Raw genomic sequence first — 16,183 nt, 5'->3', positions numbered from 1 at the left:
CGGCCCGCCGCAACGGGCTGCACGCCGCCGCGGTCGCGGCGGGCGCGGCCGTCCCGGTCGGCGGCGGAACGGCCGCCGCGTTCGCGCTCACCGGCGACGGCGAGACCACCGTCGCGCCGACCCGGCCGCTCGCCGACGCCGTGGCCCCCACCCCCACGATCGCCCCGGAGGTCCTGCGGAAGCTCCGGCACGAGAAGGCGCTCGAACGGGCCGCCCGGCAGGTCCGGCAGGCCGGCGGCGAGAAGCTCGACCTGCAGGCAGTCGGCAAGCCGCTGCCCACCAGGAAGCCCAAGCCGGCGAAGACGCCCGAGAAGAGCGACGGCGACGGCGACGGCGGCGGCACCGCCCGCGTCCCCGACCCCGTCCCGGCCGGCGAGGCCCAGCGGATCGCCAAGGCGATGATGCCCGACTTCGGGTTCACCGGCGACGGCCAGTTCGGCTGCCTCGTCAAGCTGTGGGACAGGGAGAGCAGCTGGAACGTCCACGCCGACAACCCCTACTCCGACGCGTACGGCATCCCGCAGGCCAACCCGGGCTCCAAGATGTCCGCCGCCGGACCCGACTGGCGCAACAACGCCCGCACCCAGATCAAGTGGGGCCTCGGCTACATCAAGGGCAAGTACGACACCCCTTGCGGCGCCTGGAACCACTTCCTGGACGTCGGCCACTACTGACCGGGCGGACGGGCGCCCCTCAGCGGGCGCCCGTCATCCCGAGGACGTCCAGCGCCTCGTCGAGCTGCTCGAGCGTCAGCCGCCCGGCGTCCACGTGCCCCCGCTCCAGCACCACCTCGCGGATCGTCTTCCGCTCCGCGAGCGCCTGCTTGGCGACCCGCGCCGCCTCCTCGTAGCCGATGTGGCGGTTGAGCGGCGTGACGATCGACGGCGACGACTCGGCGTACTCGCGCATCCGTTCGGCGTCGGCCTCGATCCCCGTCACGCACCGGTCCGCGAGCAGCCGCGACGCGTTCGCCAGCAGGGTGATCGACTCCAGTACGTTCCGGGCGAGCATCGGCAGCATCACGTTCAGCTCGAAGTTCCCCGACGCGCCGCCGAACGCGACCGCGGCGTCGTTGCCGATGACCTGCGCCGCGACCTGCGTCACCGCCTCCGGGATCACCGGGTTCACCTTCCCCGGCATGATCGACGAACCGGGCTGCAGGTCCGGCAGCCGGAGCTCCGCGAGCCCCGCCCGCGGCCCCGACCCCATCCAGCGCAGATCGTTCGCGATCTTGGTGAGGCTGACCGCGATCGTCCGCAGCGCCCCGCTCGCCTCCACCAGGCCGTCCCGCGCGCCCTGCGCCTCGAAGTGGTTGCGCGCCTCGGTCAGCGGCAGCCCCGTCGCCCGCGCGATCTCCGCGATCACCCGCGGCGCGAAGCCGTCCGGCGTGTTGATCCCGGTCCCCACCGCCGTCCCGCCCAGCGGCAGCTCCGCCAGCCGCGGCAGCGCCGCCTCCAGCCGCTCCACCCCGTGGTTCACCTGTGCCGCGTACCCGCCGAACTCCTGGCCGAGCGTCACGGGCGTCGCGTCCATCAGGTGGGTGCGGCCCGACTTCACGACCTTCGCGAACTCGCGGGACTTCGCGTGCAGCGCGTCCCGCAGGTGCCGCAGCGCCGGGATCAGCTCGTCCACGACCGCGCCGGTCGCCGCGATGTGGATCGAGGACGGGAACACGTCGTTCGACGACTGCGACGCGTTCACGTGGTCGTTCGGATGCACCGGGCGGCCGAGCCGCTCCTCCGCGAGCGTCGCCACGACCTCGTTCGCGTTCATGTTCGACGACGTGCCCGAACCGGTCTGGAACACGTCGATGGGGAACTGGTCGTTCCACCTGCCGTCCGCGACCTCCCCGGCCGCGTCCGCGATCGCCGCGGCGAGATCGTCCTCGAGAACCCCCAGCTCGGCGTTCACGACCGCCGCCGCCGCCTTGATCCGGCCGAGCGCCGCGATGTGCGCGGGCTCGAGCGTCCGTCCCGAGATGGGGAAGTTCTCCACCGCGCGCTGGGTCTGCGCCCGCCACTTGGCCGACGCCGGAACCCGGACCTCACCCATGGAATCGTGCTCGATCCGGAAATCCTCGGTCATCTACGCCACCTCCCGCCGGGGTCCTTCCCCGCTCCACTCGGGACAGCCGTCCCCGGAACGGGTACATTCCCCGGCGGGATGTGATCTTCAGCCGCCGCTCGTCCGCGTCACCGTGAGGTTCTTGCGCTCGCCCGGCGCGCCGCCCGGCTCCCGCCGTCCGTTCACCCACACGTCGCACGCCGACGCGTCGTAGATCACCGCGTTCAGCCGCTGCTGGTCGTACTTGCGCGCCTCGTCGCGCTTCAGCGTCTCGTCGGCGAGCACCGTCATCGCCTCGCCCGGGATCGACACGAAGATCTTGCAGGCGTCGTTCCTGGCCCGCACCGCGAGCGTGCTGGACGCGACGCCCGCCGGGACGCCCGCGCCCGCCGCGGCGCTCGTCGCCGCCTGGGCGGGCGCGGGCGCGGGCTCCGGCCCCTCCCGCATCATCCCGACGATCAACGCCGTGGCCCCCACCCCGCAGGACGCGACCGTCGCCGCGACGAGCGCGGCCACGACCGTCAGGCGGTACCGCGGCGTCGCCGGGCGCCGCCCCGACCGCGGGCCGGACAGCGCCCGCTCCAGCCGGTCCGCCGCCCGCGCGTGGCTGAGCCGCCGCGTCGGGTTCTTCTCCAGCAGCCCGGTGATCACGGGCCCCAGCGTCCCCGCGTTCGCCGGAACCGGCGCCGGCTCGTTCGCCAGCGCGCTCAGCGTCGCCATCACGTTGTCGCGCTCGAACGGCGGACGCCCCTCCAGCGCCGCGTACAGCGTCGCGCCCAGCGACCACAGGTCGGACCTCGGCGTGGCCTTCTCGCCCGCGGCGACCTCGGGCGCCACGTACGCGGGGGAGCCCATGAAGTGCCCGGTCTTCGTCAGGCTGGCCGACCCCGACGAGAACGCGAGCCCGAAGTCGGTGAGCACCACCCGGTCGCCGTCCAGCAGGACGTTGCTCGGCTTGAGATCACGGTGCACGATCCCCGCCCGATGCGCGGTGCCCAGCGCGTCCAGCAGCTTGCGCCCGATGTGCCCGACCCGGTCGGGCGGCAGCGGCCCGGACCGCTCGATGAGCTCCTCGAGGCTCGGCGCCTCGATCAGCTCCATCACGATCCACGGCCGCCCCTGCTCGATGACGACGTCGTACACCTCGACGATCGACGGCGTGCGCAACTGCGCGGGCGCCCGCGCCTCGCGCAGGGTGCGGCGGTAGAAGACGACCCGGTCGTCCTCGGAGAGGTCCTCGGGGAGCCGCAACTCCTTGATCGCCACGGCGCGGTCGAGGAGTTCGTCGTGGCCTCTCCACACGGTGCCGTTGGCACCGTGGCCTATTTCCGAGACCAGCCGGTAGCGCGTCGCGAGAACGAGGCGCTCAGACTGAGACATGGGCGAAAAGATACCGGAGTGGCCATCCGGTCATCCGGCAGTCTCACGACGAAGTTGGATTTGGGGTCGATACCGTGATCTATCGCCCCCAAAACCCCTCGCTCCGCCCCCGAGCGACCCGCTCCCCGGGCGGCCGGAGCGGGCTCCGCGCGTCGGCCGCCCGGGTTCGTCAGCGGCGGCCGATGGTGAGGACGGGGCCCGAGGTGTCGGCGAAGAAGTCCCCGCCCTTGTCGTCGACGACGATGAACGCCGGGAAGTCCTCCACCTCGATCTTCCAGACCGCCTCCATGCCGAGCTCGGGGTATTCGAGGACCTCGACCTTCTTGATGCAGTCCTGGGCGAGGCGGGCGGCGGGACCGCCGATGGAGCCGAGGTAGAAGCCGCCGTGGGTCTTGCAGGCGTCGGTGACCTGCTGGGAGCGGTTGCCCTTGGCCAGCATGACGAACGAGCCGCCGGCGGCCTGGAACTGCTCGACGTAGGAGTCCATCCGCCCGGCGGTGGTGGGGCCGAACGAGCCGGAGGCGTAGCCCTCGGGGGTCTTGGCGGGGCCCGCGTAGTAGACGGCGTGGTCGCGCAGGTACCGCGGCATCGGCTCGCCCGCGTCGAGGCGCTCCTTGATCTTGGCATGCGCGATGTCGCGGGCGACGACGAGGGGACCGGTGAGGGAGAGGCGGGTCTTCACCGGGTACTTCGACAGCTCGGCGCGGATCTCGTCCATCGGCCGGTTCAGGTCGATCCGGACGACCTGGTCGTCCAGCTGGTCGGCGGTGGTGTCGGGCAGGTACTTGGCGGGGTCGGTCTCGAGGCGCTCGAGGAAGACGCCCTCGGCGGTGATCTTCGCGAGGGCCTGCCGGTCGGCGCTGCACGAGACGGCGATGGCCACCGGGCAGGACGCGCCGTGGCGGGGCAGCCGGATCACCCGGACGTCGTGGCAGAAGTACTTGCCGCCGAACTGGGCGCCGATGCCGAGCTTCTGCGTCAGCTCGAACACCCGCTGCTCGAGTTCGACGTCGCGGAAGCCGTGCCCGAGGGGGGACCCCTCGGTCGGCATCGAGTCCAGGTAGTGCGCCGACGCGTACTTCGCGGTCTTCAGCGCGTACTCGGCGGACGTCCCGCCCACGACGATCGCGAGGTGGTACGGGGGGCAGGCGGCGGTGCCGAGGGAGCGGATCTTCTCCTCGAGGAAGGACATCATCCGCTTCGGGTTCAGGACGGCCTTCGTCTCCTGGTACAGGAACGACTTGTTCGCGCTGCCGCCGCCCTTGGCCATGAACAGGAACTTGTAGGCGTCGCCGGACGTCGCGTACAGCTCGATCTGCGCGGGGAGGTTGCTGCCGGTGTTCTTCTCGTCCCACATGGAGACGGGCGCCATCTGCGAGTAGCGCAGGTTCAGCTTGGTGTACGCGTCGTAGACGCCGCGCGAGACGTGCTCCTCGTCCCGGCCGTCGGTCAGGACGTGCTGGCCCCGCTTGCCCATCACGATCGCGGTCCCGGTGTCCTGGCACATCGGCAGGACGCCGCCCGACGCGATGCCCGCGTTCTTCAGCAGGTCGAGGGCGACGAACCGGTCGTTCGGCGAGGCCTCCGGGTCGTCCAGGATCTTGCGGAGCTGCGCGAGGTGGGCCGGACGCAGCAGGTGCGAGATGTCGCGCATCGCGGTCTCGGTGAGCAGCCGCAGCGCCTCCGGCTCGACCTGCAGGAACGTTCGTCCGTTCGCCTCGAAGGTGGAGACGCCCCCGGTGGTGAGCAGGCGGTAGTCGGTGTCGTCCGTTCCGAGCGGCAGCAGGTCGGTGTAGGAGAACTCAGGCATCTCAGGCAGATCCTCGCGCGATTCCGATAGGGGCCGCCTCACAGGGTACGACTCCGGTCCGGCGGCGCGGCGGCGGCGTCGGAAGGTCCGCCGGAGATGGTGAAGATGTCGCGAGATCGTGGACCAATCGCTGGACCGTGACACAAGTCATACCTTCGGACGCTGAACGTGGTGTGACCGACCTTCATCTCCCACTCGACCGGTCCGCGGGGCGGCTGGCGGCACAGATCGCCGCCGGGTTCCGCGCGGGCGTCCGGTCCGGCCGGCTGACCGCCGGGACCAGGCTGCCGTCGAGCCGAGACCTCGCCCGGGACCTCGCCGTGTCCCGCGGCGTCGTCGTCGCCGCCTACGAGCAGCTCACCGCGGAGGGCTTCCTGGTCGCCCGGCGCGGCGACGGGACCCGGATCGCGCCCCTCGCCCGTCCCGACGACCCCCCGCCCCCGCCGCCCGCGCCGCCCGCGCCCGCCGTGCCGGGCGCGCGCACCCCCGTCGACTACGACCTGTGGCCCGGCAGCCCCGACCTGGCGGCGTTCCCCCGCGACCGCTGGCTGGCCGCCGAGCGGGCGGCGCTGCGCGCGCTGCCGGACGACGCCCTCGCCTACCCCGATCCCGCGGGGGCGCTCGTCCTGCGCACCGAACTGGCCGGGTACCTCGGACGGGCCCGCGCCGCGCACACCGACCCCGCCCGGGTCGTCGTGACGAACGGGGCGGCGCACGCGCTGTCGGCGCTGACCCGGCTGCTGCGCGCGGACGGCCGCACCGTGCTCGCCGTCGAGGACCCGGCGAGCGCCCGGCAGCTCCCGATGCTGCAGGCCGCGGGCGTCCGGCTGGTACGGGTCCCGGTGGACGGGCAGGGCATCGACGTCGCGGCGCTCGCCCGGACGGACGCGCGCGCGGTGCTCGTCACGCCCGCGCACCAGTACCCGACCGGCGTCGTGCTGTCCCCGGACCGGCGGGCGAGCCTCATCGCGTGGGCGCGGGACGCCGACGGGCTGATCATCGAGGACGACTACGACGCGGAGTTCCGCTACGACCGCGAACCCGTCGGATGCCTGCAGGGCGTCGATCCGGAACGGGTGGTGCTGCTCGGCTCGGTCAGCAAGACGCTCGCGCCCGCGATCCGGCTCGGCTGGGCGGCCGTCCCGCCGCCGCTCGCCGCCCGGCTGCGGACGCACCGCCTGCACACCGACCTCGGCACGCCCGTCCTGCCGCAGCACACGCTCGCCGAATACCTGCGCTCCGGCGGTTACGAGCGGCACCTGCGCGCCATGCGGCGCCGCTACCGGGCCCGGCGGGACGCCTTCGCCGACGCGCTCCGGCGGCACGTCCCGGGCGCCCGTGTGCACGGCGTTCCGGCGGGCATCCACCTCTACGCGGAGCTGCCGCCGGGCTGCGACGAGGAGCGGGTGGTCGCGCGCGCGTCCCGCGCCGGGCTGTCGGTCGCGGGCGCCCGTCCGCTGTGGTCGCCCGGCCGGGCCGCGCACGCCCCGCCCGCGCTCGTCCTCGGGTACGCCGGCCTGGAGGAGGGATGCCTGGTCAAGGCGGCGGAACTGCTCGGTCAAGCGGTTGCAGCGGGTGCTCGCGGGTAGGACAAGGATTCCCGGTGTAGGAGGTACGCATGAGTTTGGAAGAGGCGGCGCGGCAGCTCAAGATGGCCGTGCACGACGGGCAGGTCGCCTTCGACTGCGTGGGCCTGGGCGACCTCGCGCGGGCGCAGGAGCACGCGGTGACCCTGCGCGCGGCGGCCGACGCCGCCGAGGTCGCGCTCGCCCGGGCGATCCAGGACATGACGCCCGAGGAGGCGCAGGCCGCGGGGGAGCGGGCGGTCGTCGCGCTCGAGGAGTCCTGATCGGGCACGGCGGGGCCGGCGGACCGGGTCCCCGGGGCACGGCGCCCCGGGGGCCCGGCCGTCAGGTGGCGGTGGGTTCGGCCGGACGGGCGGGCGCCGCGGCGCCCGGCGCGGCGGGCGCCGCCGGGGAGGGCGCGAAGCCCCGGGCCGTCGCGAACACCACCAGCACCAGGATCGTCGGGACGGCGAACGCGAGCCGCAGGCCGTGGTCCGCGCTGAGCGGCTCAACCGCGCCGACCACGGCGGCGCCCAGGACGAACCCGACGTAGTTGAAGATGTTGACCCGGGCCACGGCGACGCCGAGGCCCGTGGGGTCGACCCGTCCGGCGGCCGTGAACGACACCGGCGCGATGACGCTGAGGCCCAGCCCGGCGACGGCGAACGCCCCGATCGCGACGGCCGCGTTCGGCGCCGCGACCACCCCGACCATCCCGGCGAGCCCGACGGCGCCGCCGAGCCGCACCACCGCCACCGCGCCGGAGCGGCGCACGGCCAGGTCGGCGACCGCCCGGCTCACCACCATGGCGACCTGGTAGGCGACGTAGCCGAGCGGCGCCACCCAGTCCGCCCCGCCCAGCTCGTCGTCGAGGTACTTGGCGCCGTAGTTGGAGATCGCCGAATCGGCCAGGTACGCCACCGCCATCGCCGTGCCCACGATGAGGATCGGGCGCCACGGCACCCGCCGTCCGGCGGCCTTCAGCTCCGCGGCGGACGGCCCGCCGCCCTCCTCCGCGCGCCGGTACAGCCCGTGCCCGGTGGCCAGCGACGCCGCGATCCCGGCGGCGGCGGCGATGCCGAACCCGGCGGTCAGGGGCAGGTCGAGGCCGTTGCTCAGCGACGCCCACAGCCCGCCGAGGATCCCCGCGACGCTCCACACCGCGTAGAACCCGGTGATCAGGCTCATCCCGTACCGGCGCTCCACCGCGACGGCCTGCGCGTTCATCGACGCGTCCACCGCGCCGACGAACAGGCCGAACAGCGCGACCGCCGCGTACAGCGCGGGATCGTTGTCGCCGGTCAGCCCGATCGCCACGATCGTCAGGGCCACCGCGGGCTGCGACACCCGCAGGACGGGCCCGCTGCCGACCCGGCGGAACAGCGCGCCGGACGCGACGCTGCCCACGCTCGCGATCAGCGGCACCATCAGCAGCACCAGCGACAGCGTCGCGTCGCTCAGCCGGTGCGCGTCCTGGATGCGCGGCACCTGCGTCACCAGCGACGCGAAGCACAGCCCCTGGACGGCGAACGCGGTGTAGGAGGACGCGCGCGCCCGGCGATCCCTGCTGTCCATGCGCCCCCGCTAACGTGAGGAAGATTCGCGTCAGCGTAGAGAGCGGGGAACCCGTCAGTCAATGAGCCGGCGGCGCATCCCGCGCACCGCGATCGTCCACATCAGCGCGGCGAACGCGGCCAGCACGGCCAGGTGACCGAGGTCCGCGAGCGGCTCCAGCCCGAACACCATGTGCCGGACGAGCTGCACGCAGTGGTACAGCGGGTTCAGCTTCGACGCCGTCTCCGCCCACGCCGGCAGCGCGTCCACCGGGAAGAACGTCCCCGCGATGAGGAACAGCGGCGTCACCACGCCCGTGATCACGTAGTCGAACGAGTTGATCGACGGCACGACCGACGACGTCCACATCCCGAACAGGCCGAACCCCAGCGCCGTGAAGAACGTCGCCACCGGCACCAGCAGCATCCCGAACGACGGGTCCAGGCCGAAGAACAGCGCCACGATCAGCGGCGTGCACGAGTACACCGCCGACTTCGCCGCGATCCAGGAGGCCTCCGCGGTGACCAGCTCGTGCACGTCCACCGGCGCCGCCAGCATCCCGTCGTAGGTGTGCTGGAACACCCGCCGGATGTAGCCGTTGAACATCCCCGGGAACACCGACGTGAACAGCGCCGCCGTCCCCACCACGCCCGTCGCGACGAAATCCAGGTACCGGTAGTCGCCGATCACCGCGACCATCGACCCGAACCCGTAGCCGAAGCACAGCAGGAAGAACGTCGGCTCCACCATCGACGCGAACGACTGCGACGTCCAGTACCGCTTGAACAACGCCAGCTCGTGCCGCCACACCCCGCGGATCGGCGCCATCTCGAACCGGCGCAGCCGCTCGGTCCGCGCGCCGCTCATTCCACCTTCTCCCCGGTCAGCACCACGAACACGTCCTCCAGGTTGGCCGCGCGGCGCACGCCGTCCGAGCCCAGCTCGTCCGCCAGGGACGGCGCGATCGTCTCGGCCTTCAGCACCGACACCGACGGGCCCGTCCGCCGCGTCGGCAGCCCCGCGCCCCGCGCGAGCCGCTCCACCTCCGCCAGCCGGTCCGGCGGCCCGTAGTGCTCCACCACCCGCTCGCCCGCGTACTCGCCGACCAGCCTCGCCGGCGTCCCCCGGGCGATCACCCGGCCGCGCGACATCAGCGCGCACTCGTCCGCCAGCCGCTCGGCCTCCTCGATGTAGTGCGTCGACATCAGCACCGTCGTGCCCTGCGCCCGCAACCCGTCGATCAGCCCCCACAGCTCCGCCCGCACCTGCGGGTCGAGGCCCACGGTCGGCTCGTCCAGCAGCACCAGCCGCGGCCGATGGACGAGCCCCCGCGCGATCAGCAGCCGCCGCCGCATCCCGCCCGACAGATCGTCCACCTTCGTCCCCTGGCGTTCGGTCAGGTGCGCGATCGCCAGGGCGTCGTCGACCGCCTTCCGCCGCTCCTTGCGCGGCACCCGGTACAGGTGCGCGAACACCTCCAGGTTCTCCCGGGCCGTCAGCTCCTCGTCGAGGTTGTCCTGCTGCGGGACGACGCCCATCGCGGCCCGCGCCCGCTTCGACTCCCGCGGCACCGGGAACCCCAGCACCTCGATCGTCCCCTCGGTCGGCACCGCCTGCGCCGTGAGCATCTTCATCGTCGTCGACTTGCCCGCCCCGTTGGGGCCGAGCAGCCCCAGGCACATCCCGGACGGGACCTCCAGGTCGAGCCCGTCCACGGCGGTGAAGCCGCCGAACCGCTTCACGACCCCCCGCAGGCTGATCGCCGCCGCCGACCCGGCGCCGACCGCCTCCGGTGCACGTTGCAAGGTCATAGGGGCACCCTAAGTAGTGATGCGGACAAATCCCCACCCGTTTTCCGTGGCTCCCACCGCTCCGCCCGTTAACCTTTGGGGGTGGACATCCCCTCCCGCCCGGCCGCCGAACAGGCGACGCGCGTCCGTGACCTGCGCGCGTCCGACGCCGACCGGGAACGCGTCGCCGCCGTCCTCGGCGAGGCCCTCGCGGACGGCCGCCTCACCATGGCCGAGCACGCCGAACGCGTCGCCGCCGCCTACGACGCCCGCACCCTCGGCGAGCTCACCGGCCTCACCGGCGACCTCTCCCCGGAGGAGGCCCAGCCGATCCTCGTGGACGACCGCCCCGTCTCCGTCGTGTTCGGCCGCACCCGCCGCGACGGCCGCTGGGTCGTCCCCGTCAAGCTCCCGCTCGTCGCGCTCTTCGGCACCGTCGAACTCGACCTCCGCGAAGCCGTCCTGCAGCGCCGCCACATCGTCCTCGACTCGCTGGTCCTCGCGGGCCGCGTCCGCCTCCTCGTCCCCGACGGCGTCCGCGTCGACGTCACCGGCCGCACGATCCTCAGCCCCCGCGAGGTCCGCACCCGCCCCGCCCCCGACGGCCCCACCATCGAGGTCGCGGGCACGATGGTGTTCGGCTCCGTCCGGGCCCGGGCCCCCAGACGCACCTTCCGCCAGCGCGTCCGCGCCCGCCTGACCCGCGGCTGACCCGGCCCGCCCGGCCCGGCCCGCGAGCCGGTCGGGCGAGCGGGCCGGGCCCGGTGGCGCCTCAGACCGCGGCGTCGAAGTTGATCGCGCTGTAGGCCCGCAGCTTCGACAGCTTGTGCTCGCTCGAGACGGTCCGGATCGTTCCGCTGCGGGACCGCATCACGAGGGAGTGCGTGATCGCGATGCCCTTGTCGTAGCGGACGCCGTCGACGAGCTCGCCGTCGGTGATGCCCGTCGCGGCGAAGAAGACGTCGTCGGACGTGACGAGGTCGTCGGTGGTGAGGACGCGGCTCAGGTCGTGGCCCGCGTCGATCGCCTGCCGGCGCTCCTCGTCGTCCTTCGGCCACAGGCGGCCCTGGATCACGCCGCCGAGGGCCTTGATGGCGCAGGCGGCGATGATGCCCTCGGGGGTGCCGCCGATGCCGAGGAGGAGGTCGACGCCGGTGCCGGGACGGGACGCCATGATCGCGCCGGCCACGTCGCCGTCCATGATGAACTTGATGCGCGCCCCCGCCTCGCGGACCTCCTTCACGATGCCCTCGTGCCGCGGACGGTCCAGGATGCAGACGGTCACGTCGTTCGGCGCCGAGCCCTTCGCGCGGGCGATGGCGCGGATGTTGTCGCCGATCGGGCGGTCGATGTCGACGACGTCGGCGGCCTCCGGCCCGGTGACCAGCTTCTCCATGTAGAACACGGCGGACGGGTCGAACATCGACCCGCGCGGCGCGACGGACAGGACGGCGATCGCGTTGCTCATGCCGAGGGCGGTGAGGCGGGTGCCGTCGACCGGGTCCACCGCGACGTCGCACTCGGCGCCGCCGCCGTCCCCGACCTCCTCGCCGTTGTAGAGCATCGGCGCGTTGTCCTTCTCGCCCTCGCCGATCACGACGACGCCCTTCATGGACACCGTGTTGATCAGCTGGCGCATGGCGTTGACGGCGGCGCCGTCGGCACCGTTCTTGTCCCCGCGCCCCACCCACCGGGCGGCGGCCATGGCGGCGGCCTCGGTCACCCGGACCAGTTCCATCGCCAGGTTGCGGTCGGGCGCCGCGGGGTCGGTCTGCAAAGGGGAGGAGACGGTGGTTTCATCGGACATGTCGCGGCGGCCCTTTCGGTCGATGGTCACTCGGATTCTCCGTTGGCCGACGCCGGGCCACAAATTGGACCAGACCAGCCGGAGTCCGGAGCGAACCGGCACCGGGAATCGGACGGTCCTCCGGGCAAGGGATCGTTTCCCCCCGAGAGAGGGCGTAATCTCAGGGCTCATGAGCAGCGACATCGACGTTCCCTCCGGCGAGGCGACACAGAACGGCGCCGCCGGGACGCCCGCGCGGACGTCCGACCGCGGGGCCGCGACGCGCGGGGCCCTGCTGGCCGCCGCCCGGGACGTCTTCTGCGAGTCAGGGTTCGCGCAGGCCGCGGTGACCGACATCGTCGCGAAGGCCGGAGCCAGCGTCGGCAGCCTGTACCACCACTTCAACGGCAAGGCCGACCTGTACCTGACGCTGTTCGAGGAGTTCCAGGTCAGGCAGCAGGAGCGCACCCGCAAGGCGATCAACGCGGTGCGGGAGGCGGGGGAGACCGACCCGATGCGGCAGTTCATCGCCGGGGCGGGCGCCTACCTCGACGGCTGCCTGGAGGAGCGGGACGTCTCGCGGCTGTTCATCTCCGGGGACGGCCCGCCCGGATTCGACCGCGCGATGCGGCAGCGGCTCGGCAAGTGGGCCCGCCGGAACGCGGCGCTGTTCCACACCGCGGACGGCGGCGTGGACGAAGCGCTGGTGATGGTGCTGACGGGCGCGATGGCGGGCGCGGTGTCCGACATCTCACTGATGGAGGACGAGGACGCCGCGCGGCGGCTCGCCGACGAGATCATGGGGATCGTCGGCACGATCCGGAACCCGCGTACCGCACCCCCTGTCTAGAGCAGCCGGAACCGTAGGGGATCCTGAAAGGGTGACCGAGAAGACCCCTGACACCGAGCCGGCCCCTTCCGGGCAGGAGCCGATCCCGGTCAGCCCGGGCGTGCACAAGCGGCTGACCTCCGGGCTCGGCGGCTTCACCCTGGCGATGGGCGCGTCGCTGATCCTGGCACTGATGATCTACGTCGTGACGCCGCGGGCGGACGAGCAGATCCTGCCGACCGTCGACTACGGGTCGCAGCTCTGGGTGATGCGCAACGACGCCCCGTTCACCGTGCGGGCCCCCGAGGGGCTGCCCGCGGGGTGGCGCCCGACGAGCTCGCGCGTGCACGGGCTGGACGGCGAGGACGGCGGGCCGGTCGCGTGGCACCTGGGGTTCGTGACGCCGAACGACCATTACGCGGCGCTCGAGCAGAGCAACGAGAAGGCGTCCGAGTACGTCCCGCGGATGACCAACAGCAGCAAGCCGCTGGGGACGATGCGGGTCGCCGGGCACACGTGGAAGAAGTACCACCGGGCGGACAAGAAGGCGAACTCGCTGGCGCGGACGCTGCCGGGCGGGGTGAGCCTCGTGGTGACCGGGACCGCGCCCTACGAGGAGCTGGCGGTGCTGGCGGGGTCGCTGAAGGAGCAGCCGAAGGGCGGCGGGCTGAACGGGTCGAGCCCGGCGTCGCCGAGCGCGCCCGCCGCCGACGACGCCCCCTGACGTCAGAACGGCGCGCCGGTGTCGCCGTCCTCGGGTTGCGCCATCGCGGCGGCGAGCCGGGCGCGGGCGCCCTCGAGCCACTCCTCGCAGAGGGCGGCGAGCTTCTCGCCGCGCTCCCACAGCGCCAGCGACTCCTCCAGGGTGAGCCCGCCGGCCTCCAGCCGTTTCACCACGTCGGCCAGTTCGTCGCGGGCCTGCTCGTACGAGGGCCTGGCCGCCCTCTCCTCGTTCTCCGACACCCGCCCCACCCTACGCGGGCCCGTCGTCGAGCGGGCCCGCGGCGGTGACGCCGAGCCGCCCGGACGCGACGCGCACCGTGAGCCCCTCGCCGGGCCGCACGTCCGCGGCGTCCCGCACGACGGCGCCGTCCTCCCGCTGGACGATCGCGTACCCGCGCTCCAGCGTGGCGGCGGGGGAGAGGGCGAGGAGCCGCGCCCGGGTGTGCGACAGCTCGTCCCCGGCCCGGTCGAGGGCGCCGGACAGGCACCGGCGGCTCCGGTCGCGCAGCGCCGTGACCTGCTCGGCCTGCCGTTCGATCTCCCGCACCGGGTCGGCCAGCGCGGGCCGCGACCGGACGGACTTCAGCCACGCGAGCTCGCGTTCCACGCCGCCCGCGAGGCAGCGCCGCCCCCGGTCGCGCAGCTGCCGGACGAGCTGGAGCTGCTCGCGCACGTCCGGGACGGTCTTCTTCGCCGCGTCGGTCGGGGTGGACGCGCGGACGTCGGCGACGAGGTCGAGCAGCGGAGTGTCCTGCTCGTGCCCGATCGCGCTGACGACCGGGGTGCGGGCCGCCGACACGGCGCGGACGAGCGCCTCGTCGGAGAACGGCAGCAGGTCTTCCATCGCGCCCCCGCCGCGCGCGATGATGATCACATCGATCTCGGGGTCGGCGTCCAGCGCGCGCAGCGCCGTCATCACCTCGCCGACCGCGTAGGTCCCCTGCACGGCGGTGTTCTCCACGCGGAACGCGACCGCGGGCCAGCGGCGCCGCGCGTTCTGCAGGACGTCGTGCTCGGCGTCGGAGTCGCGCCCGCAGATGAGCCCGATCCGGCCGGGGAGGAACGGCAGCGGGCGCTTGCGCTCGGGCCGGAACAGCCCCTCGGCGGCCAGGGTCTTCTTGAGGCGTTCGAGGCGGGCGAGCAGCTCGCCGACGCCGACGGGCCGGATCTCCAGCACGCTCAGCGAGAAGGTGCCCCGGTTGATCCAGAAGTCCGGTTTGGCGTGGACGACGACGCGCGCGCCGTCGGTGACCGCGGGGCCGGCGGCCTCGACGACGCCGCGCTGCCCGACGAGCCGCACCGACATGTTCGCCACCGGGTCGCGCAGCGTCATGTAGACGGTGCCGCCGCGGGCGTTGAGGTCGGTGATCTGCCCCTCGACCCAGATGCGGCCCAGCTTGCCGATCCAGCCGCCGACCGCTTGCAGGACCGTCCGTACCGGAACCGGGGATTCGGCCGTCGTCTCCATCGCCATGCCCGGCAGCCTATTGCGCGTGACGGGACGGACGCGCCGCGTCCCTTCAGAGGTCGGCCGAGCCGACCCGATGTGCCCAAGTGATCCGAGGAGAGACCGTGACCGTTCCCGAACGCGAGCTCGCCGAGCAGCTGAACCTGCGGCTCCGGCACGTGGTGCTCATGCTGCGCCGGGCGACCGCCGACCAGCCGGTCACCTCCCAGCAGCTGTCCGTGCTGGGGTCCCTGGAGCACGGGCCGCGGCGGATGACCGAGCTGGCCGCCGAGCACGGCGTCCGGCTGCCGACGATGACCGCGCAGATCAACCGGCTGGAGCGCGACGGGCTCGTCGAGCGCGGCCGGGACGGCTCGGACGCCCGCGTCGTCACGGCCCGGCTCACCCCGGCCGGACGGGACGTCCTGACGGACGGCCGCGAGCGCCGGATCGGCTACCTGGCGGAACGGTTCGCGGACCTGACCGGCGAGGAGCGCGCGGCCGTCGCCGCGGCCCTGCCCGCCCTCGACAAGCTCTTCTCGGCCGGTTGACGCCCGGGAGCGACGCCCGATGCACGCGAGGCCCCGGAGACACGCGGCCCCGGAGACGCGCGGCCCCGGAGACGCGCGGTGTCCGCGGCGTCGGACGGGGCGGAAGCGTCCCCCGGCCGCCCATGCGGGAGCGGACGATCGCCGGCGCCGCCGCTCCCGCCCGGCTCCGGGGATCCCGGGAACGGGAACGGCCCGGGAGGTTCGACCTCCCGGGCCGTCATCCCGCCTTCGGTCCGGTGTCGGCTTCGGTCCGGTGTCAGCTCTGGCCGTTCAGCTTGGCGATGCGGCGTTCGTACATCTTGATGATGTCCTCGCGGGCCGCGTGGGTCCGCTCGTACTCGCGCAGGAGCTTCACCTGCTCGACCGACAGCCCGCGCAGGCGCGCGCGAAGCTGCGGCAGGGTCGCCTCGTCGTAGTTCGGGACCGGGAGGTCCTCGGCGAGGTGCTCGGCCTCGCTCTGCGCGGCCGGGCGCGACTCGGGCCGCGGCGTGAACTCGTCCGCGGGCTCGGCGGGCTCGGCGGCCTTCGGCTCGGCGGCCTCAGGCTTCGCGGGCTCGGGCGCCGGAGCGTCGGGCGCGGCCTTCTTCGCCTCCGTCGGCGACGGGCCGTCCGCCGGGACGGGCGGGGCCGCGGGCTCGGCCTAGGGGACGGGCGCCGGTCGCGGCGACGACGGCCGCGGCGACG

16 protein-coding genes are annotated in these 16,183 nt (G+C 73.6%); 7 read left to right on the top strand and 9 right to left on the bottom strand.

Annotated elements, in window-relative coordinates; all coding sequences use genetic code 11:
- A partial coding sequence (locus tag ACFQ11_RS33800; RefSeq protein ID WP_378306269.1) for an aggregation-promoting factor C-terminal-like domain-containing protein occupies positions 1-674 on the top strand: 674 nt, incomplete at its 5' end.
- Positions 675-693: 19 nt separating this feature from the next.
- Here ACFQ11_RS33800 and ACFQ11_RS33795 read toward each other — a convergent pair.
- The 3 genes from ACFQ11_RS33795 to ACFQ11_RS33785 all read right to left on the bottom strand — a co-directional run bounded on the left by ACFQ11_RS33795 (position 694) and on the right by ACFQ11_RS33785 (position 5,254).
- The gene (locus ACFQ11_RS33795; RefSeq protein ID WP_378306267.1) at positions 694-2,085 is read right to left on the bottom strand and encodes a class II fumarate hydratase; all 1,392 of its coding nucleotides are present in this window, start codon (positions 2,083-2,085) and stop codon (positions 694-696) included.
- Between the two features lie 87 nt (positions 2,086-2,172).
- Positions 2,173-3,444 (bottom strand): serine/threonine-protein kinase, encoded by a 1,272-nt coding sequence (locus ACFQ11_RS33790; protein WP_378306265.1) that lies wholly within the window; start codon positions 3,442-3,444, stop codon positions 2,173-2,175.
- Between the two features lie 169 nt (positions 3,445-3,613).
- Positions 3,614-5,254 carry a fumarate hydratase gene (locus ACFQ11_RS33785; RefSeq protein WP_378306263.1) on the bottom strand — a complete coding sequence of 547 codons (1,641 nt, stop codon included), beginning with the start codon at positions 5,252-5,254 and terminating at the stop codon, positions 3,614-3,616.
- Positions 5,255-5,427: 173 nt separating this feature from the next.
- Between ACFQ11_RS33785 and pdxR the strand changes: the two genes are divergently transcribed.
- Entirely contained in the window at positions 5,428-6,843 is a 1,416-nt protein-coding gene (gene pdxR, locus ACFQ11_RS33780; protein ID WP_378306260.1) for a MocR-like pyridoxine biosynthesis transcription factor PdxR, read from the top strand.
- A gap of 29 nt (positions 6,844-6,872) precedes the next feature.
- Positions 6,873-7,103 carry a hypothetical protein gene (locus tag ACFQ11_RS33775; protein ID WP_378306258.1) on the top strand — a complete coding sequence of 77 codons (231 nt, stop codon included), beginning with the start codon at positions 6,873-6,875 and terminating at the stop codon, positions 7,101-7,103.
- A 61-nt stretch (positions 7,104-7,164) separates the two neighbouring features.
- Here the strand turns inward: ACFQ11_RS33775 and ACFQ11_RS33770 are convergent, their stop codons facing one another.
- The 3 genes from ACFQ11_RS33770 to ACFQ11_RS33760 are packed head-to-tail and all read right to left on the bottom strand — an operon-like array spanning position 7,165 to position 10,184.
- On the bottom strand, positions 7,165-8,394 hold the full coding sequence (locus tag ACFQ11_RS33770; protein ID WP_378306256.1) for an MFS transporter: 1,230 nt from the start codon (positions 8,392-8,394) through the stop codon (positions 7,165-7,167).
- Between the two features lie 54 nt (positions 8,395-8,448).
- A complete protein-coding gene (locus tag ACFQ11_RS33765) occupies positions 8,449-9,240 on the bottom strand; it encodes an ABC transporter permease (RefSeq protein WP_378306254.1) in 792 nt (263 codons plus the stop codon).
- A complete protein-coding gene (locus ACFQ11_RS33760) occupies positions 9,237-10,184 on the bottom strand; it encodes an ABC transporter ATP-binding protein (protein WP_378306251.1) in 948 nt (315 codons plus the stop codon). The genes ACFQ11_RS33765 and ACFQ11_RS33760 overlap by 4 nt, the downstream gene beginning before the upstream one ends.
- Positions 10,185-10,265: 81 nt before the next feature.
- On the opposite strand from ACFQ11_RS33760, the gene ACFQ11_RS33755 reads away from it, so the two are divergent.
- Entirely contained in the window at positions 10,266-10,874 is a 609-nt protein-coding gene (locus ACFQ11_RS33755) for a DUF1707 SHOCT-like domain-containing protein (protein WP_378306249.1), read from the top strand.
- 61 nt (positions 10,875-10,935) lie between these two features.
- Here ACFQ11_RS33755 and glpX read toward each other — a convergent pair whose 3' ends face one another.
- Entirely contained in the window at positions 10,936-11,970 is a 1,035-nt protein-coding gene (glpX, locus tag ACFQ11_RS33750; RefSeq protein ID WP_378306272.1) for a class II fructose-bisphosphatase, read from the bottom strand.
- Between the two features lie 169 nt (positions 11,971-12,139).
- On the opposite strand from glpX, the gene ACFQ11_RS33745 reads away from it, so the two are divergent.
- Both ACFQ11_RS33745 and ACFQ11_RS33740 read left to right on the top strand, forming a co-directional pair.
- The gene (locus ACFQ11_RS33745) at positions 12,140-12,799 is read left to right on the top strand and encodes a TetR/AcrR family transcriptional regulator (RefSeq protein WP_378306247.1); all 660 of its coding nucleotides are present in this window, start codon (positions 12,140-12,142) and stop codon (positions 12,797-12,799) included.
- A gap of 31 nt (positions 12,800-12,830) precedes the next feature.
- Positions 12,831-13,502 carry a DUF4245 domain-containing protein gene (locus ACFQ11_RS33740; protein ID WP_378306245.1) on the top strand — a complete coding sequence of 224 codons (672 nt, stop codon included), beginning with the start codon at positions 12,831-12,833 and terminating at the stop codon, positions 13,500-13,502.
- A 2-nt stretch (positions 13,503-13,504) separates the two neighbouring features.
- Here ACFQ11_RS33740 and ACFQ11_RS33735 read toward each other — a convergent pair whose 3' ends face one another.
- Positions 13,505-13,741, bottom strand: coding sequence for an exodeoxyribonuclease VII small subunit (locus ACFQ11_RS33735; RefSeq protein WP_318784216.1), 237 nt, complete (start codon positions 13,739-13,741; stop codon positions 13,505-13,507).
- Between the two features lie 10 nt (positions 13,742-13,751).
- Positions 13,752-14,975: an exodeoxyribonuclease VII large subunit gene (gene xseA, locus ACFQ11_RS33730; protein WP_378306242.1), complete on the bottom strand. Its 1,224-nt coding sequence runs from the start codon at positions 14,973-14,975 to the stop codon at positions 13,752-13,754.
- A 98-nt stretch (positions 14,976-15,073) separates the two neighbouring features.
- Between xseA and ACFQ11_RS33725 the strand changes: the two genes are divergently transcribed.
- Positions 15,074-15,499, top strand: a complete 426-nt coding sequence (locus ACFQ11_RS33725; RefSeq protein WP_378306240.1) for a MarR family winged helix-turn-helix transcriptional regulator — start codon at positions 15,074-15,076, stop codon at positions 15,497-15,499.
- The last annotated feature ends 684 nt before the right edge of the window (positions 15,500-16,183 follow it).

The sequence above is a fragment of the Actinomadura sediminis genome (assembly GCF_042675525.1).
In the GTDB taxonomy this organism is placed as follows: Bacteria; Actinomycetota; Actinomycetes; order Streptosporangiales; family Streptosporangiaceae; genus Spirillospora; species Spirillospora sediminis.
Note: the sequence above shows the minus strand (reverse complement) of the source record. Positions and strands in the feature narration are given on the sequence as shown.